17 protein-coding genes are annotated in these 16,261 nt (G+C 67.5%); 9 read left to right on the plus strand and 8 right to left on the minus strand.

Features of this window, described 5'->3' with window-relative positions:
• The first annotated feature begins 101 nt into the window (after nucleotides 1-101).
• A complete protein-coding gene (panD, locus tag ACZK08_RS07425; protein WP_053517331.1) occupies nucleotides 102-482 on the plus strand; it encodes an aspartate 1-decarboxylase in 381 nt (126 codons plus the stop codon).
• Nucleotides 479-1,993, plus strand: coding sequence for a glucose-6-phosphate isomerase (gene pgi, locus ACZK08_RS07430; RefSeq protein WP_065181276.1), 1,515 nt, complete (start codon nucleotides 479-481; stop codon nucleotides 1,991-1,993). Before panD ends, pgi begins: the two co-directional genes overlap by 4 nt.
• Nucleotides 1,994-2,039: 46 nt before the next feature.
• On the opposite strand, the gene ACZK08_RS07435 is transcribed toward pgi, so the two are convergent.
• Together ACZK08_RS07435 and ACZK08_RS07440 are read right to left on the minus strand one after the other, a co-directional pair.
• Nucleotides 2,040-2,609, minus strand: a complete 570-nt coding sequence (locus ACZK08_RS07435) for a response regulator transcription factor (protein ID WP_053517280.1) — start codon at nucleotides 2,607-2,609, stop codon at nucleotides 2,040-2,042.
• Nucleotides 2,606-3,832 (minus strand): ATP-binding protein, encoded by a 1,227-nt coding sequence (locus ACZK08_RS07440; protein WP_065174948.1) that lies wholly within the window; start codon nucleotides 3,830-3,832, stop codon nucleotides 2,606-2,608. Before ACZK08_RS07440 ends, ACZK08_RS07435 begins: the two co-directional genes overlap by 4 nt.
• A 114-nt stretch (nucleotides 3,833-3,946) precedes the next feature.
• Here ACZK08_RS07440 and ispG point away from each other — a divergent pair, with 114 nt between their 5' ends.
• From ispG to ACZK08_RS07455, 3 genes are all read left to right on the plus strand, one after another.
• Nucleotides 3,947-5,212 carry a flavodoxin-dependent (E)-4-hydroxy-3-methylbut-2-enyl-diphosphate synthase gene (gene ispG / locus ACZK08_RS07445; RefSeq protein ID WP_065181277.1) on the plus strand — a complete coding sequence of 422 codons (1,266 nt, stop codon included), beginning with the start codon at nucleotides 3,947-3,949 and terminating at the stop codon, nucleotides 5,210-5,212.
• Complete coding sequence (locus ACZK08_RS07450) at nucleotides 5,193-5,942, plus strand: phosphatase PAP2 family protein (protein WP_053517284.1); 750 nt, start codon at nucleotides 5,193-5,195, stop codon at nucleotides 5,940-5,942. Before ispG ends, ACZK08_RS07450 begins: the two co-directional genes overlap by 20 nt.
• A 201-nt stretch (nucleotides 5,943-6,143) precedes the next feature.
• A complete protein-coding gene (locus ACZK08_RS07455; RefSeq protein ID WP_065174949.1) occupies nucleotides 6,144-6,791 on the plus strand; it encodes a response regulator in 648 nt (215 codons plus the stop codon).
• A gap of 107 nt (nucleotides 6,792-6,898) precedes the next feature.
• Here the strand turns inward: ACZK08_RS07455 and eda are convergent, their stop codons facing one another.
• From eda to zwf, 5 genes are all read right to left on the minus strand, one after another.
• Complete coding sequence (gene eda, locus ACZK08_RS07460) at nucleotides 6,899-7,558, minus strand: bifunctional 4-hydroxy-2-oxoglutarate aldolase/2-dehydro-3-deoxy-phosphogluconate aldolase (RefSeq protein WP_065181278.1); 660 nt, start codon at nucleotides 7,556-7,558, stop codon at nucleotides 6,899-6,901.
• A gap of 129 nt (nucleotides 7,559-7,687) precedes the next feature.
• Nucleotides 7,688-9,607 (minus strand): phosphogluconate dehydratase, encoded by a 1,920-nt coding sequence (gene edd / locus ACZK08_RS07465; RefSeq protein WP_478452648.1) that lies wholly within the window; start codon nucleotides 9,605-9,607, stop codon nucleotides 7,688-7,690.
• Between the two features lie 58 nt (nucleotides 9,608-9,665).
• Nucleotides 9,666-10,388 carry a 6-phosphogluconolactonase gene (pgl, locus tag ACZK08_RS07470; RefSeq protein WP_053517289.1) on the minus strand — a complete coding sequence of 241 codons (723 nt, stop codon included), beginning with the start codon at nucleotides 10,386-10,388 and terminating at the stop codon, nucleotides 9,666-9,668.
• Nucleotides 10,385-11,392 (minus strand): glucokinase, encoded by a 1,008-nt coding sequence (gene glk / locus ACZK08_RS07475; protein ID WP_065181280.1) that lies wholly within the window; start codon nucleotides 11,390-11,392, stop codon nucleotides 10,385-10,387. The genes pgl and glk overlap by 4 nt, the downstream gene beginning before the upstream one ends.
• On the minus strand, nucleotides 11,389-12,825 hold the full coding sequence (gene zwf / locus ACZK08_RS07480) for a glucose-6-phosphate dehydrogenase (protein WP_065174952.1): 1,437 nt from the start codon (nucleotides 12,823-12,825) through the stop codon (nucleotides 11,389-11,391). The genes glk and zwf overlap by 4 nt, the downstream gene beginning before the upstream one ends.
• A 354-nt stretch (nucleotides 12,826-13,179) precedes the next feature.
• Between zwf and ACZK08_RS07485 the strand changes: the two genes are divergently transcribed.
• Nucleotides 13,180-14,262, plus strand: coding sequence for an ABC transporter ATP-binding protein (locus ACZK08_RS07485; RefSeq protein ID WP_065181281.1), 1,083 nt, complete (start codon nucleotides 13,180-13,182; stop codon nucleotides 14,260-14,262).
• A 69-nt stretch (nucleotides 14,263-14,331) separates the two neighbouring features.
• On the opposite strand, the gene ygfZ is transcribed toward ACZK08_RS07485, so the two are convergent.
• Entirely contained in the window at nucleotides 14,332-15,204 is an 873-nt protein-coding gene (gene ygfZ, locus ACZK08_RS07490; RefSeq protein ID WP_065181282.1) for a CAF17-like 4Fe-4S cluster assembly/insertion protein YgfZ, read from the minus strand.
• Between the two features lie 39 nt (nucleotides 15,205-15,243).
• Here ygfZ and ACZK08_RS07495 point away from each other — a divergent pair, with 39 nt between their 5' ends.
• Genes ACZK08_RS07495 through sdhD form a run of 3 tightly spaced genes read left to right on the plus strand, consistent with a single transcriptional unit; the run spans nucleotide 15,244 to nucleotide 16,246 of the window.
• Nucleotides 15,244-15,414 carry a DUF1674 domain-containing protein gene (locus ACZK08_RS07495; protein WP_074901279.1) on the plus strand — a complete coding sequence of 57 codons (171 nt, stop codon included), beginning with the start codon at nucleotides 15,244-15,246 and terminating at the stop codon, nucleotides 15,412-15,414.
• Nucleotides 15,415-15,470: 56 nt separating this feature from the next.
• The gene (gene sdhC / locus ACZK08_RS07500) at nucleotides 15,471-15,863 is read left to right on the plus strand and encodes a succinate dehydrogenase, cytochrome b556 subunit (RefSeq protein ID WP_004153151.1); all 393 of its coding nucleotides are present in this window, start codon (nucleotides 15,471-15,473) and stop codon (nucleotides 15,861-15,863) included.
• Nucleotides 15,860-16,246, plus strand: coding sequence for a succinate dehydrogenase, hydrophobic membrane anchor protein (sdhD, locus tag ACZK08_RS07505; protein WP_053517295.1), 387 nt, complete (start codon nucleotides 15,860-15,862; stop codon nucleotides 16,244-16,246). Before sdhC ends, sdhD begins: the two co-directional genes overlap by 4 nt.
• Nucleotides 16,247-16,261 lie beyond the last annotated feature (15 nt).

Genomic DNA, 16,261 nt, shown 5'->3' on the forward strand with positions numbered 1-16,261 from the left:
CGCCGGGCATGGCCCGGCTCTACCTGAACGGTTTGCCGGTCGTGATGCCCCGCGTTGTGCGGGTGCTAGAATCCACGCTTTCCTCTGCGTTGTACCGTGCCATGCACCTGTCCCTGCTCAAGACCAAGATCCACCGCGCCACCGTCACCCACTCCGAGCTGAACTACGAAGGCTCGATCGCCATCGATGACAACCTGCTGGCTGCCACCGGTATCCGCGAGTTCGAGCAGGTCCACATCTGGGACGTGACCAACGGTGCGCGCTTCTCGACCTATGCGATCCGCGCCGAAGCCGGCAGCGGCATCGTCTCGCTCAATGGTGGCGCCGCGCGCCACGTGCAGGTCGGCGACATCATCATCATCGCCGCCTTCGCCAGCATGACCGAGCAGGAAGCGGACAGCTTCAAGCCGAAGCTGGTGTACGTGGATGGCAGCAACCAGATCACCCACACCAACGACACGATCCCGACCCAGGCCGCATGACAACGAACAACGGATTCGACTCGCTGCATTCCCACGCCCAGCGCCTGAAGGGCGCAAGCATCCCCAGCCTGCTCGCCGCCGAACCTGGCCGTGTGCAGGAGCTGGCGCTGCGGGTCGGTCCGTTGTACGTGAACTTTGCCCGGCAGAAGTACGACGCCGCGGCGCTGCAGGCGCTGCTGGCGCTGGCAGCAGAACGCGATGTCGGGGGCGCCATCAACCGCCTGATGCGCGGCGAGCAGGTCAACCTGACCGAAGGCCGCGCGGCGCTGCACACGGCGCTGCGCGGTGACGTGGTCGACGCGCCGGTGGCCGCCGATGCCCATGCCACTGCACGCGAAATCCGTCAGCGCATGGGAGTCCTCGTGCGTGCGCTGGAAGACAGCGGCGTGACCGACGTGGTGAGCGTCGGCATCGGGGGATCCGATCTTGGCCCGCGGCTGGTCGCCGATGCGTTGCGCCCGGTCAGCGGCGCGCGCCTGCGCGTGCATTTCGTATCGAACGTGGACGGCGCGGCCATGCAGCGCACGCTGGCCACGCTTGACCCGGCGCGCACCGCCGGCATCCTGATCTCCAAGACCTTCGGCACCCAGGAAACCCTGCTCAACGGCCAGATCCTGCACGACTGGCTGGGTGGCAGTGAACGCCTGTATGCCGTCAGCGCCAATCCCGAGCGCGCAGCGAAGGCCTTCGCCATCGCCGCAGAGCGCGTGCTGCCGATGTGGGACTGGGTCGGTGGCCGTTACTCGCTGTGGTCGGCGGTCGGCTTCCCGATTGCGCTGGCGATCGGCTTCGAGCGTTTCGAACAGCTGCTGGAGGGTGCGGCGCAGATGGACGCGCACGCACTGGATGCACCGCTGGAGCGCAATCTGCCGGTGCTGCATGGCCTGACCGACATCTGGAACCGCAACCTGCTGGGCTGCGCCACCCATGCGGTGATGACCTACGACCAGCGCCTGGCGTTGCTGCCGGCCTATCTGCAGCAGCTGGTGATGGAAAGCCTGGGCAAGCGCGTGCAGCGTGATGGCCAGCCGGTGACCACCGATACCGTGCCGGTGTGGTGGGGCGGTGCGGGCACCGATGTGCAGCACAGTTTCTTCCAGGCGCTGCACCAGGGCACCAGCATCGTCCCGGCTGACTTCATCGGCTGTGTGCACAACGACGATCCCTATACCGTCAATCATCAGGCGCTGCTGGCCAACCTGCTGGCGCAGACCGAAGCGCTGGCCAACGGTCAGGGCAGCGACGATCCGCACCGCGACTACCCGGGCGGTCGTCCGAGTACGCTGATCCTGCTCGATGCACTGACGCCGCAGGCGCTGGGTGCGCTGATCGCCATGTACGAGCACGCGGTGTACGTGCAGTCGGTGATCTGGAACATCAACGCTTTCGACCAGTTCGGGGTCGAGCTGGGCAAGCAGCTGGCCAACCAGTTGCTGCCGGCATTGCAGGGCGAGGGCGTGGCGATCGCCGACCCGATGACCCGCGAGATCCTGGCGCAGCTGAAGGGCTGAGCCAGGTCGGGGATGTGTCGCCGGGCATTGGCCCGGCGTGCCGGGCTCAACGGCTCGGATCGCGTTCCGGGCTTGGCCGCTTGGCCAGTTTGCGCTGCAGCGACCGTCGGTGCATGCCGAGCAGGCGGGCGGCAGCGGACACGTTGCCGCCCGTCTCGTGCATCGCCTGCTGGATGTGTTCCCACTGCAGGCGACTGATCGGCGTCATCGCGTCGGGAACTTCCATCTCGCCGTCGTCGGCCGGGCCGTCGTCCTCTTCGCCCAGCGCGCGCAGGATCATCGGTACCGTTGCCGGCTTGGGCAGATAATCGTCTGCGCCCAGCTTGATGGCTTCCACGGCTGTGGCGATGCTGGCATAACCGGTGACCAGCAGGATCCGCATGTCCGCACGCAGGGCACGCAGGGGCTGGATCAGGGCCAGGCCGGAATCACTGCCGAGCTTGAGGTCGATCAGCGCGAAGGCCGGTGGATGCTGGCGGGCCAGCATCAGCGCAGTGGCCGCGTCCTGCGCGGTCTGCGTTTCGAGTCCCTTGCGCGCCAGGCTGCGCTGCAGGGTACGCAGGTACAGCTCGTCGTCGTCGACCAGCAGGCCCTGGGTGGAGTGGTGCAGGCTCATGGGGTGTCCTCGCGTGGGGCCAGCGGCAGGCGGAAGCCGACGCGACTGCCGGCCCCCTGGGCCGGGCGCATCCACATCTCGCCGTCGAGGCGTTCGATGGTGGCATGGGACAGGGCCAGGCCGACGCCCATGCCCTCGCTCTTGCTGCTGCCGAACAGCGTGCCCGGCAGCACGGCGGCACGGGCATCGAAGCCGTGGCCGTAGTCGCGGACTTCGCCGATCAGGTCGTCGCCGTCGATGCGCAGGCTCAGGTCCACGCGCGGGCGCCCGGCCTGCTCTCCGGCATCGGCTGCGTTGTTGAGCAGGACCATCAGCAGGTGGCCCACGCCGGGGTCCAGCGGCAGCCGCAGCGGCGCATCGTCGTTGCGGTGCAGGTCGATGGTCGGCCGCACCAGCCGCCATTGTTCCAGCACCTGCTGGGCGCTGGAGCGGCTGCGTCCGGGCATGTCGGCCGATGCCGGCGCGGCCAGTGCCAGCACCCGTTCGCGGCACTGCACGAGCAGTTCGCGCAGGGTTTCCATGTCCTCGCGTACTTCCGGCTCCTCGCTGCGCTCGGCAACGTCGTCGGCCAGCAGGGTCATGGTCGCCAGCGGCGTGTTCAGTTCATGCGCCACCGAGGCGGCGTGGGTGGCCAGGGCGACAATGCCCTCGTTGCGGGCGAAGCGTTCACGCAGTGCCGAGAGCTCCAGTTCCCGTTGCCGCAGGGCCAGGGCCAGGCGCGTGGAGAACGTCAGCACGACAGTGGCGGAGATCAGGAAATTGGCGACCACGCCCCAGCGGTTCAGGTCCTGCGCACGGAAGTAGCCGTCCGGCAGCGGCTGGCCGAACAGTCCGCTGGCGGCGTAGCCGAGCAGGCAGGCCAGGGCCACCGCCAACGCCCAGCGCAGGGGCAGGGCGAAGGCGGCCAACGCAATCAGGATCAGGAACAGGGAGCTGAACGGATTGGCCATGCCGCCGCTCCAGCTGATCATCCAGGTCAGGATGATCACGTCCACCAGGATGTGGCCGAAGGCTGTCAGTGGCGCGGTATCGGCCCCTTCCGGCCGCAGCTGGGTGTAGACATTGAACAGCGCGAGCACGGCGACGCCGGCCCACAGCGGCAGTGGCGGCAGCGGCAGGCCCAGCACCCAGGTGGCGACCAGGATGGTGGCGGCCTGGCCGGCCACGGCCAGCCATCGCAGGCTGCACAGGGTGCGGAGAAACGGGGCGTCGGGACCGGTCATTCGCGCCCATCGTATGCGTTCGCGGGCGGGTGTGCCTGCGACAATCGGCCGCAGCCGTGCCGGCGGCTGAATGCGAGTCACCCGGAAACCGGAGGCGGGCGCTAGAATGCCCGCATGCACGACGCCGTTACCCGCCCGACCCCGCCTTCCGAGCCCACCGCCTGGTCCCGTCGCCAGACCCACGCCGTCCAGATCGGCGGAGTCACCGTCGGCGGCGGCAGGCCGGTGGTGGTGCAGTCGATGACGAATACCGACACCTCCGACGTGGCCTCCAGCGTGAAGCAGGTCGCCGAGCTCTGGCGCGCCGGTTCGGAAATGGTGCGCTTGACCGTCAACACCGTCGAGGCCGCGGCCGCGATCCCGCGCATCGTCGACAAGCTGGCGATGATGGGCATCAACGTGCCGCTGATCGGTGATTTCCACTACAACGGCCATCAGTTGCTGACCGCCGAACCGGCGTGTGCCGAAGCACTGGCCAAGTACCGCATCAATCCGGGCAATGTGGGCTTCGGCAAGAAGAAGGACCTGCAGTTCGCGCAGTTGATCGAGTTCGCCATCCGCTACAACAAACCGGTGCGCATCGGCGCCAACTGGGGCTCGCTGGACCAGGCGCTGGCGGCCAGGCTGATGGATGAGAACAACGAGCGCGAGCAGCCCTGGGACGCCGGACGTGTCCTGCGCGAGGCACTGATCCGGTCAGCGCTGGATTCGGCCGAACAGGCCGTGGAGCTGGGCCTGCCGCGCGACCGCATCGTGCTGTCGGCCAAGGTCAGTGGCGTGCAGGAGCTGATCGCGGTCTACCGTGACCTGGCACAGCGTTCGGAGTTCGCGCTGCATCTGGGCCTGACCGAAGCCGGCATCGGCAGCAAGGGCATCGTTGCGTCGGCAGCGGCGCTGAGCGTGCTGCTGCAGGAAGGTATCGGCGACACCATCCGCATCTCGCTGACGCCCGAGCCGGGCCAGTCGCGGACGCAGGAAGTGATCGTCGCCCAGGAGCTGCTGCAGACCACCGGCCAGCGCGCGTTCACGCCGCTGGTGACGGCCTGCCCGGGATGCGGCCGCACCACCTCCGAGTTCTTCCAGGAGCTGGCCAAGGTGGTGCAGAACCACGTGCGCGAGAAGATGCCGCTGTGGAAAGTGCAGCACCCGGGGGCGGAAAACATGACCCTGGCGGTGATGGGCTGCGTGGTCAACGGCCCGGGAGAATCGCGGCACGCCAACATCGGCATCTCGCTGCCGGGAACCGGGGAGGCGCCGTCGGCGCCGGTGTTCGTCGATGGCGAGAAGAAGGTGACCCTGCGTGGCGAGAACATCGCCCAGGAATTCGTCGCCCTGATCGACGACTACGTCGAACGAACCTATGTCCGAAGCGCAGGATAAGCCCGCGATCCTTGCCGCGCCGGAGCCGGCCTCCGGCTTCCGTCACTGGATGGCGCGCAATGCGTGGCGCCTGGTCCTGCTGTTCGCCGGCGTGCTGTTGCCGCTGGCCGGCTTCGTCGCGCTGGCCGACGAGGTGCATGAGTTTGAATCGTTCCATTTCGACGCGCCGCTGCTGTGGCAGATGCACGGCCTGCATTCGCCGTGGCTGGACCGGTTCTTCGTGCTGCTGTCCCGGCTGGGTTACGAGTGGTTCCTGATTCCCGCCGATGTGCTGATCGTCGCGGCACTGCTGGGCTACCGCCGCTGGCGCGAGGCCACCTTCGTGGCTGTCAGTTTCCTCGGATCGGCACTGTTGAACATGGGCAGCAAGCGGTTCTTCCAGCGGGACCGCCCCAGCCTGTGGGAGTCCATCGCACCGGAATCGACGTTCAGTTTCCCCAGTGGTCACGCCATGGGGTCGATGACCCTGGCGGCAACCCTGGTACTTCTGGCCTGGAATACCCGCTGGCGCTGGCCGGTGCTGGTGCTGGCCCCTGCGTTCAGCTTGCTGGTCAGCGTGTCCCGGGTCTATCTCGGGGTCCATTACCCGTCGGATATCCTGGCCGGATGGTGTGCAGCACTGGTTTGGGTGGTAGGGTGCTACCTGGTCATGTTCAGTCGTCGGCATCCCTGGCGACGCCGCGATTCGCCGCCATCGACGGCCAGCGAAGCATCAACACAGGGGGAGTGACGTGGATGGCTCTTCGCGGGCGTCTACGTGATAGATGAGCTGTTTCGTTGCAGTGGGTTCTGCAAGACAGGGGGTAAGCACAATGCGTGAGACTGTGATCAACCCGGCACTCTTGCCCGGTATGCACTTCGACCGCGCTTGCGAGGGTTCGGCACCCTGCCTAGCTTGACCCGCAATGGCCGCATTCGAAGAGGTACGTGAATGACGATTCGAGTCTACCTGGTGGACGACCACGCACTGGTCCGCACCGGGATGAAGATGATCCTGTCGGGTGAGACCGACATCGAGGTGGTGGGCGAGGCCGAGACCGGCGAGGACGCGCTGCGCGAAATCCGCCAGCTGCAGCCGGACGTGGTGCTGTGCGACCTGCACCTGCCGGGTGTCAGCGGCATGGAAGTGACCGAGCGCATCGTGCGCGGCCATCGCAGCACGCGCGTGGTGATCGTGTCCGTCCTGGAGGATGGCCCGCTGCCGAAGCGGCTGCTGGAAGCCGGCGCGGCCGGGTACATCGGCAAGGGCTGCGACGCCCAGGAACTGCTGCGCGCGGTGCGCGACGTGGCAGGCGGGCGCCGCTACCTGGGCACCAGCATCGCGCAGAATCTGGCGCTGTCGACGGTGGAGGGGAATGGTTCGCCGTTCGACACCCTGTCTCCGCGCGAGCTGGAAGTGGCGCTGCTGCTGACCCAGGGATTGCGCCAGGAAGACATCGCGCGCCGCCTCAGCCTCAGCGCCAAGACCGTCAACACGCACAAGGCGCGCCTGTTCGAGAAGATGGGTATCCACGACAACATCGCGCTGGCGCGCATGGCCAGCCAGTACGGGCTGGTGGATCCGGCACGGCCGCTGTGAGGGTTTCAGCCAACGGCTGAGGTGCGTCGCGCGCCCGGAATCTGTCTTCCAGTTCCGGCCCGCGGTCGCGGGGCCGAGCGTCGGCCCCGCGCTCACCCATCGGGCGCTCAGGTGCCGCGCACGCGCTTGACGATGGCCGCCGCCTGCGCGGCACTGGCGCGCACCTTGTCCCAGTCGCCGTCCGCAATCCAGTTGCCGGGCACCATCCATGAGCCACCGATGCAGACGACGTTCTTCTGCTCGAGGTACTCGGCGGCGGTGTTTTCCGTGATGCCGCCGGTCGGGCACAGCTTCAGATCGGCAATTGGACCGGCCACGCCCTTGATCATCGCCAGGCCGCCGACCGCCGTGGCCGGGAACAGCTTGCACACCCGGAATCCGCGCGCATGCAGCGACAGCAGCTCGGTCGGCGTCGCCGCACCGGGCACCACCGGCAGCGGTGCAGCGGCCAGCGCATCGGCCAGCGCGGGCGGCGTACCCGGGGTCACCAGGAAGTCCGCGCCGGCATCAATCGACTGCTGCATCTGCTCAACGGTCAGCACCGTACCGGCACCCACCACCACGTCCGGCAGTTCGCGCTTGAGCATGGCCAATGCCTCCATCGCCACCGGCGTGCGCAACGTCAGCTCGATCGCCGGCAGACCGCCTTCCAGCAGCGCCGCACTCACCGCACGGGCCTGGTCCAGCGTATGAATCGTCACCACCGGCAGGATGCCCGCCGCATGCAACAGCTCCGCCGCCTTCAGCTGATGTTGTTCGATACCCATAGCTCTGCTTCTGCCTTTGCTTCCGAATTTGATTTTCAGTGATCACTTCGCGGCGTTGATGCGCCGGAAAGTGTGACGCCGCCACCAGCACACTCGCCGCCGCAACACACCCGCAGCGCTCTTCAACCCTCAGGCGTCCTTCGCCTCATGCGGCGCTGCCGCAGCCGCCGCATCGTGTCCCAGTTCGTACTCGGCGTCGTAATCCCACGGCCCGCCATCGGCCGCTGCCGGCCCGCACGAAATCGAAATGGCGCCCTGATCGGCCGGCCCGACCACACGACGGTTGATCGCGAACAGGTTGCGGCCCAGATCATTCGCCGCGGGCGCGGTGTTCGGGGCCTGAGTGCGTGCTGCCCATTCCGCAGCGTCCACCAGGACCTCCAGCGTGCCCGCCTCGCCATCCAGGCGGATGATGTCGCCTTCGCGGACTTTCGCCAGCGGACCCCCACGCGCGGCTTCCGGCGTGACATGGATCGCTGCCGGGATCTTGCCCGACGCCCCGGACAACCGGCCATCGGTGACCAGCGCAACGCGTCGGCCCTGATTCTGCAGAAGGCCCAGCAGCGGCGCCAGCGAATGCAGCTCCGGCATGCCGTTCGCGCGCGGGCCCTGGTAGCGCACCACCGCCACGAAATCCTGGGGAAGCAGCCCGGCAGCATGCAGCTTGTTGAGCACCTGGGGCGCATCAACGACAACGGCCGGTGCTTCGATCGAACGGTATTGCGGCTTCACCGCCGACAGTTTGATCAACGACCGGCCCAGGTTGCCGCGCAGCAGGCGCAGGCCACCCTGGCTCTCGAACGGAGCGTCGACGCCGCGCACCACCTCCTCGTCGGCACTGCGCTCCAGCCCGGGCAGATAGAACAGGGTGCCGTCACGCAGCTGCGGTTCGCGGGCGTAATCGGCCATGCCGCCGCGCGCCACACTGACCAGGTCGCCGTGCATCAGCCCGGCCCTGATCAATTCGCCGAACACGAAAGCCGGGCCGCCGGCCGCCGCGAAGCGGTTCACGTCGGCGTCGCCATTCGGATAGACGCGAGCCAGCAGGGGAATCAGCTGCGACAGCTCGTCGAAGTCGTCCCAGGTCAGCACGATGCCGGCGGCACGCGCGACCGCGATCCAGTGGATGGTGTGGTTGGTCGAGCCGCCGGTGGCCATCAGGGCGATGACGGCGTTGATGATCGCGCGCTCGTCGATGATCCGGCCGAGCGGACGGAAATCCTCGCCCAGCGCGGTGATCTCCAGCGCACGCTCGGTGGCCTCGCGGGTGAGCGCATCGCGCAGCGCAGTGCCCGGGTTGACGAAGGATGCGCCTGGCAGCTGCACGCCCATCGCTTCCAGCAGTACCTGGTTGGAGTTGGCGGTACCGTAGAAGGTGCAGGTGCCTGCGCCATGGTAGGAGGCCGACTCGGCCTCCAGCAGTTCTTCGCGGGTGGCTTCGCCGGCCGCATAGCGTTCGCGCACCTCGGCCTTCTGCTTGTTCGGAATGCCCGGTGTCATCGGGCCGGCCGGAATGAACACCGCCGGCAGGTGGCCGAACGCGAGCGCGCCGATCAGCAGGCCGGGCACGATCTTGTCGCACACGCCAAGGTAGACCGTGGTATCGAACATGTCATGGCTGAGGCCGATCGCGGTGGCCTGCGCGATCACATCGCGCGAGAACAGCGACAGTTCCATGCCGCCGCGGCCCTGGGTGACGCCGTCGCACATCGCCGGCACACCGCCGGCCACCTGCGCGGTGGCGCCCAGTTCACGGGCGATCCCGCGGATCTGCTCCGGATAGGTCTCGAACGGCTGGTGGGCCGACAACATGTCGTTATAGGCGGTGATGATGCCCAGGTTCGGCGTCACCCCGCCGCGCAGGCGGCTCTTGTCAGTGGCGCCGCCGCAGGCAGCGAAACCATGGGCGAGATTGCCGCAGCTCAGGCGGCTGCGGAAGGGGCCTTCGCGCAGGGCGGCGTCGACAGCGGCCAGGTAGGCCGCGCGCGAGGCAGCGCTGCGACGGATGACGCGGTCGGTGATGGCTTGCAGTTGCGGATGGAGGCTCATTGGCTACCGGCGTTCGAGGTGGCGAGAGGTGGGCGGCGGCGATATGCCGCCACCGACATCAATCTGCCCAGTGGACGCGCAGGCGCGCGCCCTCCAGGTGGATTGCGTTGAGGATCGGGTACTGCTGGGCATTGTTGCTGTCCAGCGCCTGCCGCAGCACCTGCAGCTTCTGCTTGCCGCGCAGCAGCAGCAGGCGCTGGCGGCACTGGCGCAGGCCGTGCGGGGTCAGCGTGATCCGCAGCGGCCACTGGTTGGCGCCCGGGCAGCCGGTCGCATCCAGTGCGGCATAGGGCAGGGGGCTTTCCAGCGCGCGGGCCAGGTCCTTCGAGCCGGGGAACAACGAGGCCGTGTGGCCGTCATTGCCCATGCCGAGCGCGACCAGGCTGGGCGGCTGGCTGTGCTGCGCCTGCAGATTGGCGGTGTACACGCATTCCGGAAGCGGCTTGCCGATGCGCACCAGCGGGTCGAAATGTGCACCTTCGGCGCGCTTGAGCAGGTGCTCGCGTACCAGCCAGGCATTGCTGTCGCGATCCTGCGGCGACAGCCAGCGCTCATCGGCCAGGCTCACTTCCACGCGGTCCCAGTGCACTTCCATTTCTGCCAGCGCCTGGTACACCGGCGCCGGCGTGGTGCCACCGGACAGCAGGATGCGTGCGCGGCCGACTTCGTTGATGTCGCGGTTGATGGTCTGTGCCATTTCGGTGGCCACCGCTTCGATCCAGCCATCGGCATCGCCGTGACTGACAAAATCGATGCGGTCGTCCTGGAAGACAGGGCTCATGCGGCAACTCCCGGAGCGTCACGTTCGGCATCGGCTGCATAGGCGGCAGCGCCCAGCAGGCCGGGGCAGGGGTGCATGATCGCCAGCGAAGGCACCCGCGCCATGATCGAGGAAAACCGGCCCTTGTGCTCGAAGCGCTGGCGGAAGCCGGAGTGCTGCAGCGAATCCAGCATTTTGGGCACCAGGCCGCCGGTCAGGAACACGCCATCCCAGGCACCCTGGATCAGCACCAGGTCGCCGGCGATGGCGCCGAACACTGCGCAGAACACATCCACGGTGCGCATCGCCTGCGGATCGCCGAGGGCGGCACGGGCGGTGACGTCGGCCGGCTGCAGATGGCCCGGATCGACACCGGCCATCTCACAGACCGCACGATGGATGTTGACCAGGCCGGGACCGCAGATGAGACGCTCGTTGGACACCCGGCCGAACTGCTCGGACAGGATCTCCAGGATCCGCACTTCTTCCGGCGTGCCCGGCGGGAAGCTGACGTGACCGCCTTCGGTTTCCAGCGGGTAGCTGCGGCCGTGGCGCACCACCAGGCCACCGACGCCGAGGCCCGTGCCGGGGCCGATCACTCCGTAGTTGCGTGGCTGGCCCGGCGCGGCCGGCGTCCAGTGCGCACCGCCGATCTGCACCACATCCTGCGGTTGCAGCAGGGCGACGGCCATCGCCTGTGCGGCGAAGTCGTTGATCAGGTGCAGCTCGTCGAAGCCGAGCATCGCTGCGGTGCGGCTGCGCGAGATCACCCACGGATGGTTGGTGATGCGTGCCTCGTCGCCATCGACGCGGCCGGCCACGGCAAACACGCCGCGGCGCGCGGTGGCCCCGGCCTGCTCAAGGTAGTGGCGGGCGGCATCGCCCAGCGACGGGAACTCGGCGACTGCGAACTCGCGGATGCTGTCCTTCTGCAGGGGCGCATCCAGCGAAGTGTCGGCCAGTGCGAAGCGGGCATTGGTGCCGCCGATGTCGGCGACCAGAACCGGCTGCGAGCTGCCACTCATGCCGAAGCTCCGGTGTCCGGCGCATCCACGCCCTGTGGCAGGAAGTCGCTGGCATCCGCCGGACCCCACTGGCCAGCAGGGTAAGGCTGGAGCGGCAGGCCGGCTGCCTTCCAGGCATCGGCGACGCTGTCGATCCACGCCCAGGCGGCGCGCACTTCGTCGTCGCGCACGAACAGCGCATGGTTGCCGTTGAAGGCGTCCAGGAAAAGGCGCTCGTAAGCGATGCGGCGGTGCAGTCCCGTCGGCACCGACAGCTCCAGTTCCAGCGGATGCAGTTCCAGCGCGCCCCATTCCGGACCGGCCAGGCTGCTCATCAGGCCCAGCTCGATGTTTTCCTGCGGCTGCAGCTGGAACACCAGGCGATTGGGTGCGGCCTGCGCGCGCTGCGGGCGCTCGAACAGCCAATGGGTGACCGGCTTGAGGGTCACCACCACGCGGGTGGTGCGCTCGGGCAGGCGCTTGCCGGTGACCAGATGGAAGGGAACGCCGGACCAGCGCCAGTTGTCGATGTGCGCGGTGACGCCGGCAAAGGTTTCCACGTCGCTGCCTTCCGGCGGCTGGTAGGCCTGTGCCGGCTGGCCGTTGATGGTGCCGGCGGTATAGCGGCCGCGCACGCTGTCGCGGGCCGCATGCTGGGCGTCGAGGGGGCGCAGGGCGCGCAGCACCTTGACCTTCTCGTCGCGGATGCGGTCGGCTTCGAGCGACGCCGGCGGTTCCATCGCCACCAGGCACAGCAGCTGCAGGATATGGCTCTGCACCATGTCACGCAGGGCGCCGGAGCGTGCGTAGTACGCGTCGCGGCCGTCCACGCCTTCGCTCTCTGCGACCAGGATGTGCACCGACTCGATGTAGTTGCGGTTCCACACCGCCTCCAGCAGGGTGTTGCCGAAGCGCAGGGCGATCAGGTTCTGCACCGCAGCCTTGCCCAGATAGTGATCCAGGCGGAACACGCGGTCTTCGTCGATCCACTGGCCGATGGTGCTGATGATCTCTTCGGCACTTTCGCTGTCGCTGCCGATCGGCTTCTCCAGCATTAGCCGGGCCGGTGCGGCGAGGGCGCCCCCCTTGGCCAGGCCTTCGCAGGTGGAGATGTACAGGCCCGGCGGAATGGCCAGGTAGCTCACGCACCGGCGGTCCACCAGGTCGGAGACGGCGGCGGCGACCGAGTCGACATCGCGCAGGTCCACCGAACGGTAGTCGATGCGGCGCAGCAGCGCGGCGATGTCGTCCTGCGAGGCCATCGGCATGGCCTGCTGCAGGCGCGGGCGCAGGATGTCATGGAAGGCCTCGGTGTCATGGCCGGACAGGGCCAGCGCACGGATGCGGAAATCCTCCGGCAGCAGACCATCGCCAAGCAGGCGCAGCAGCGAAGGGAACAGATAGCGCTGGGCCAGATCACCTGTGGCACCGAACAGGAAGAGGGTGTCGTGCATCGCTCGAGTTTCAGATCCGGGTGACATCGTTGTCAATCGCTTCATGGCTGGGTTCGGGGGACATCCGCGCAACTGCCTGTCCGAGGTTCGCGGAACGCGATCTGCAGGGGATACCAGCAGGCCGTTCCATGCGAAACCACCGCACCGGCGAACGTTCCATTGTCCGCCGACGCAGGTCGGTGCGCACCGACCATCGGATAGTGCCACGTGAAAACGTTTACATGGCAGAATGGGCAACTGTATTCGATTGCAGTGCTCGCCGTCATGCGGCAGTCGCGCAATCATTGCTGCCATCGGGAGGGCCGAGGCAGTCCCAAAAGACAGCCCGGCGTCGGGCAGACCGGATCAGGTGATATGGCAAAAGTGCAGTTGCAGGGTGTGCGCAAGGTCTACGACAACGGCCAGGTTGCGGTGAAGGACGCCACTTTCGAGGTCGCCGATGGCGAACTGATGGTGCTGGTCGGTCCTTCCGGCTGTGGTAAGTCGACCCTGCTGCGGATGGTGGCGGGCCTGGAGGAGATCAGCGGTGGCACGCTGAGCATCGGTGACCGCGTGGTCAACGATGTGGCACCGAAGGATCGCGACATCGCCATGGTGTTCCAGAGTTATGCGCTTTACCCGCACATGACCGTGGCCGAGAACCTGGCGTTCGGCCTGAAGCTGCGTGGCCACGACAAGGCGACCATCGACAGGCGGATTGCCGAAGCGGCGCAGACGCTTGGCTTGACCGAGATGATGGACAAGCTGCCCAAGGCGATGTCAGGTGGCCAGCGTCAGCGTGTTGCGCTGGGGCGCGCGCTGGTGCGCGAACCTGCGGTGTTCCTGCTCGACGAGCCGCTGTCCAATCTCGATGCCAAGCTGCGCCACAGCGTGCGTACCGAGATCGCGCAGCTGCACCGCAAGCTGGGTACGACCATGATCTATGTCACGCACGACCAGGTCGAAGCGATGACGCTGGGCCAGCGCATCGTGGTGCTCAAGGACGGCATCATCCAGCAGATCGATACGCCGATGGCGCTGTATGACCGCCCGGCCAACCTGTTCGTGGCCGGTTTCCTCGGCAGCCCGGCGATGAACGTGCTGCGCGGGACATTGCAGGGCGATGCGGGCGGCGTGACGGTGGTCGAGGGTGAGTGGCGCGCGCCGCTGGGCCAGGCCACGATCGACCCCGCATGGCTGCAGAAGCCGATCAACGTCGGCGTGCGCCCGGAGCACCTGCAGCCCGCCACGGGCGACGACGCGCATGCGTTCACCGCGCGCATCGAGGGCATCGAGCCGGTCGGCAACGAGATCTTCGTCAACCTCAGCAGCGGCCAGCATGCACTGACCATGCGGGTGGCGCCGCAGGCGCTGCCGGCCGTGGGCGAGGACATCCGCGTGGCGATCCATCCGCAGGGCCTGCACTTTTTCAACGCGGAAACCGGCGAGCGCCTGTAAGACTTGGTGGCGCCGGGCCATGCCCGGCGTCATCGGCAGATCCCCGCCCTGCGTGGATGGGGCGCAGCCTCAGCGCGCCAGGCCATCCAGCAGTGCAATCCGCTGCGCGGGCGCATCGCCGACCTGCAGCGCAGCGTCGCTCGTTTCAAGCGGCAGCACCGCCAGCGCGAGATCGCCGGCCACGCTGGCGATCGTGCCCAGTGCCGCGCCGTCCTGCTGCACGCCGTCACCGGCCTGCGCCGGCGCATGGGTGTGCAGCAGCTGCACCGCGCGCTTGGCCTTGCCGAGGAAGTGGGTGCGGGCGACGATTTCCTGGCCCGGGTAGCAGCCTTTCTTCACGCTGTAGCCGTTCAGACGGTCCAGCCCCAACTGCTGCGGCGTCCACACCTCGCGCTGGCTCTGCTCCAGCCGGGGCAGGCCATACCGCAGGTCAGCCTGGCGCCAGGCCAATACAAAGGCCGCGTCGTCGTCCGGCCCACCGGCCGGGAAGGTGTCAGCGGCACCGATGCGCAGCGCGCGCGGCAGCGCGTCGCTGCCCAGGTCCAGCTCCCAACCGCCTGCATCGGCGGCGATCGCCGCGCCGGTAGCCGCTTCCGGTGCGGTGAACGCGCCGGCCACGGCCAGATCGTCGCGCAGCTGCACCTTGACCTTGCGGCGGAACACGAAACGCTGCAGTTGCGACGCAGTCGCATCCGCGTCGCCATCGGCGAACACCAGCATCACGTGATCCTCAGCCAGCCGGAGCAGCTGGAACACCGCCAGGGTGCGGCCCTTGGCACTCAGCCAGGCGCTCCACTGCCAGTGCTGCTGGGGCAGAGCGAGGACATCGCTGCTGAACTGGGCGTGGGCGAAGGCAGCTGCGTCCACGCCCTGCAGGCTCACCAGCTGGTGGCCCGGAAGGCGTGGATATCCGACGAAAGCAGGGGGCAGGTTGTCAGGCACGTGAACGAGGTCTAAAATTTGTGCGTTGCGAGACCGACCATGATAGGCCAAACAACCCCCACTCCCGACGACGAAACTGAAGCCCCGCTGGTCCCTGCGGCACCCGTGCCCGTGGAACAGGAAAAGGCAGAGGAATTCGGCGGCCGCGGCGGACTCGATCCGGTGCGGTATGGCGATTGGGAGAAAAACGGACGCTGCATCGATTTCTGATCAGCATTGAGCCAACGCGGCCGCGTGCCGCCCAGCCGAGACAACGAGCCCAGCGAATGGCGACCAGACAACGCCCACTTTCCCCGCACCTTCAGGTGTATCGCTGGCAGATTCAGATGGCCACCTCGATCCTGCATCGAGCCACTGGCGTCTTTCTGTCTGTTGGTGCCCTCATCATCGCTGCGGGCCTGCTGGCCCTGATGATGGGGCCCGATTCGTGGAACTGCTTCACCGGCCATGCCGGGGCCTGGTATGGCCGCGTGTTCCTGTTCGCGTGGACATGGTCGTTCGCCTATCACCTGTGCAATGGCATCCGCCATGTGGTGCAGGACTTCGCCATCGGCTTCAGCATCCCCGCCTTCATCCGCAGCAGCTGGCTGTCGGTCATCGGCAGCCTGGTGATCACCCTGCTGGTGTGGGCCTACGTGATGTTTGGAGGTGCCGCGTGAGCAAGTTCCGTACTCCGCTGAAGAACGTGCGTGGCCTGGGTTCGGCCAAGACCGGCACCGAGCACTTCGTGCACCAGCGCCTGACCGCCGCCGCCCTGGTGGTGCTGGGGATCTGGTTCCTGGTCTTCGTGCTGGGCCTGCTGGGTTCCGACTACGCGACTGCCACTGCTGCCATCGCCAAGCCGTGGAACGCGGTGCCGCTGATCGGCCTGCTGATCGCCATGTTCTGGCACGCACAGCTCGGCATGCAGGTCGTGCTGGAAGATTACATCCACGAATCGCTGCTGGCCCTGGTGCTGCAGACCGCGGTGAAGTTCGTCGCCGTGCTCGGCATGATCGTCAGTGTGTTCGCGGTGGGCCGCATCGCCCTCGGCGTTGCCTGAGCCCAGGCACCTACA

This window comes from Stenotrophomonas sp. 112478_Sma (genome assembly GCF_056479905.1).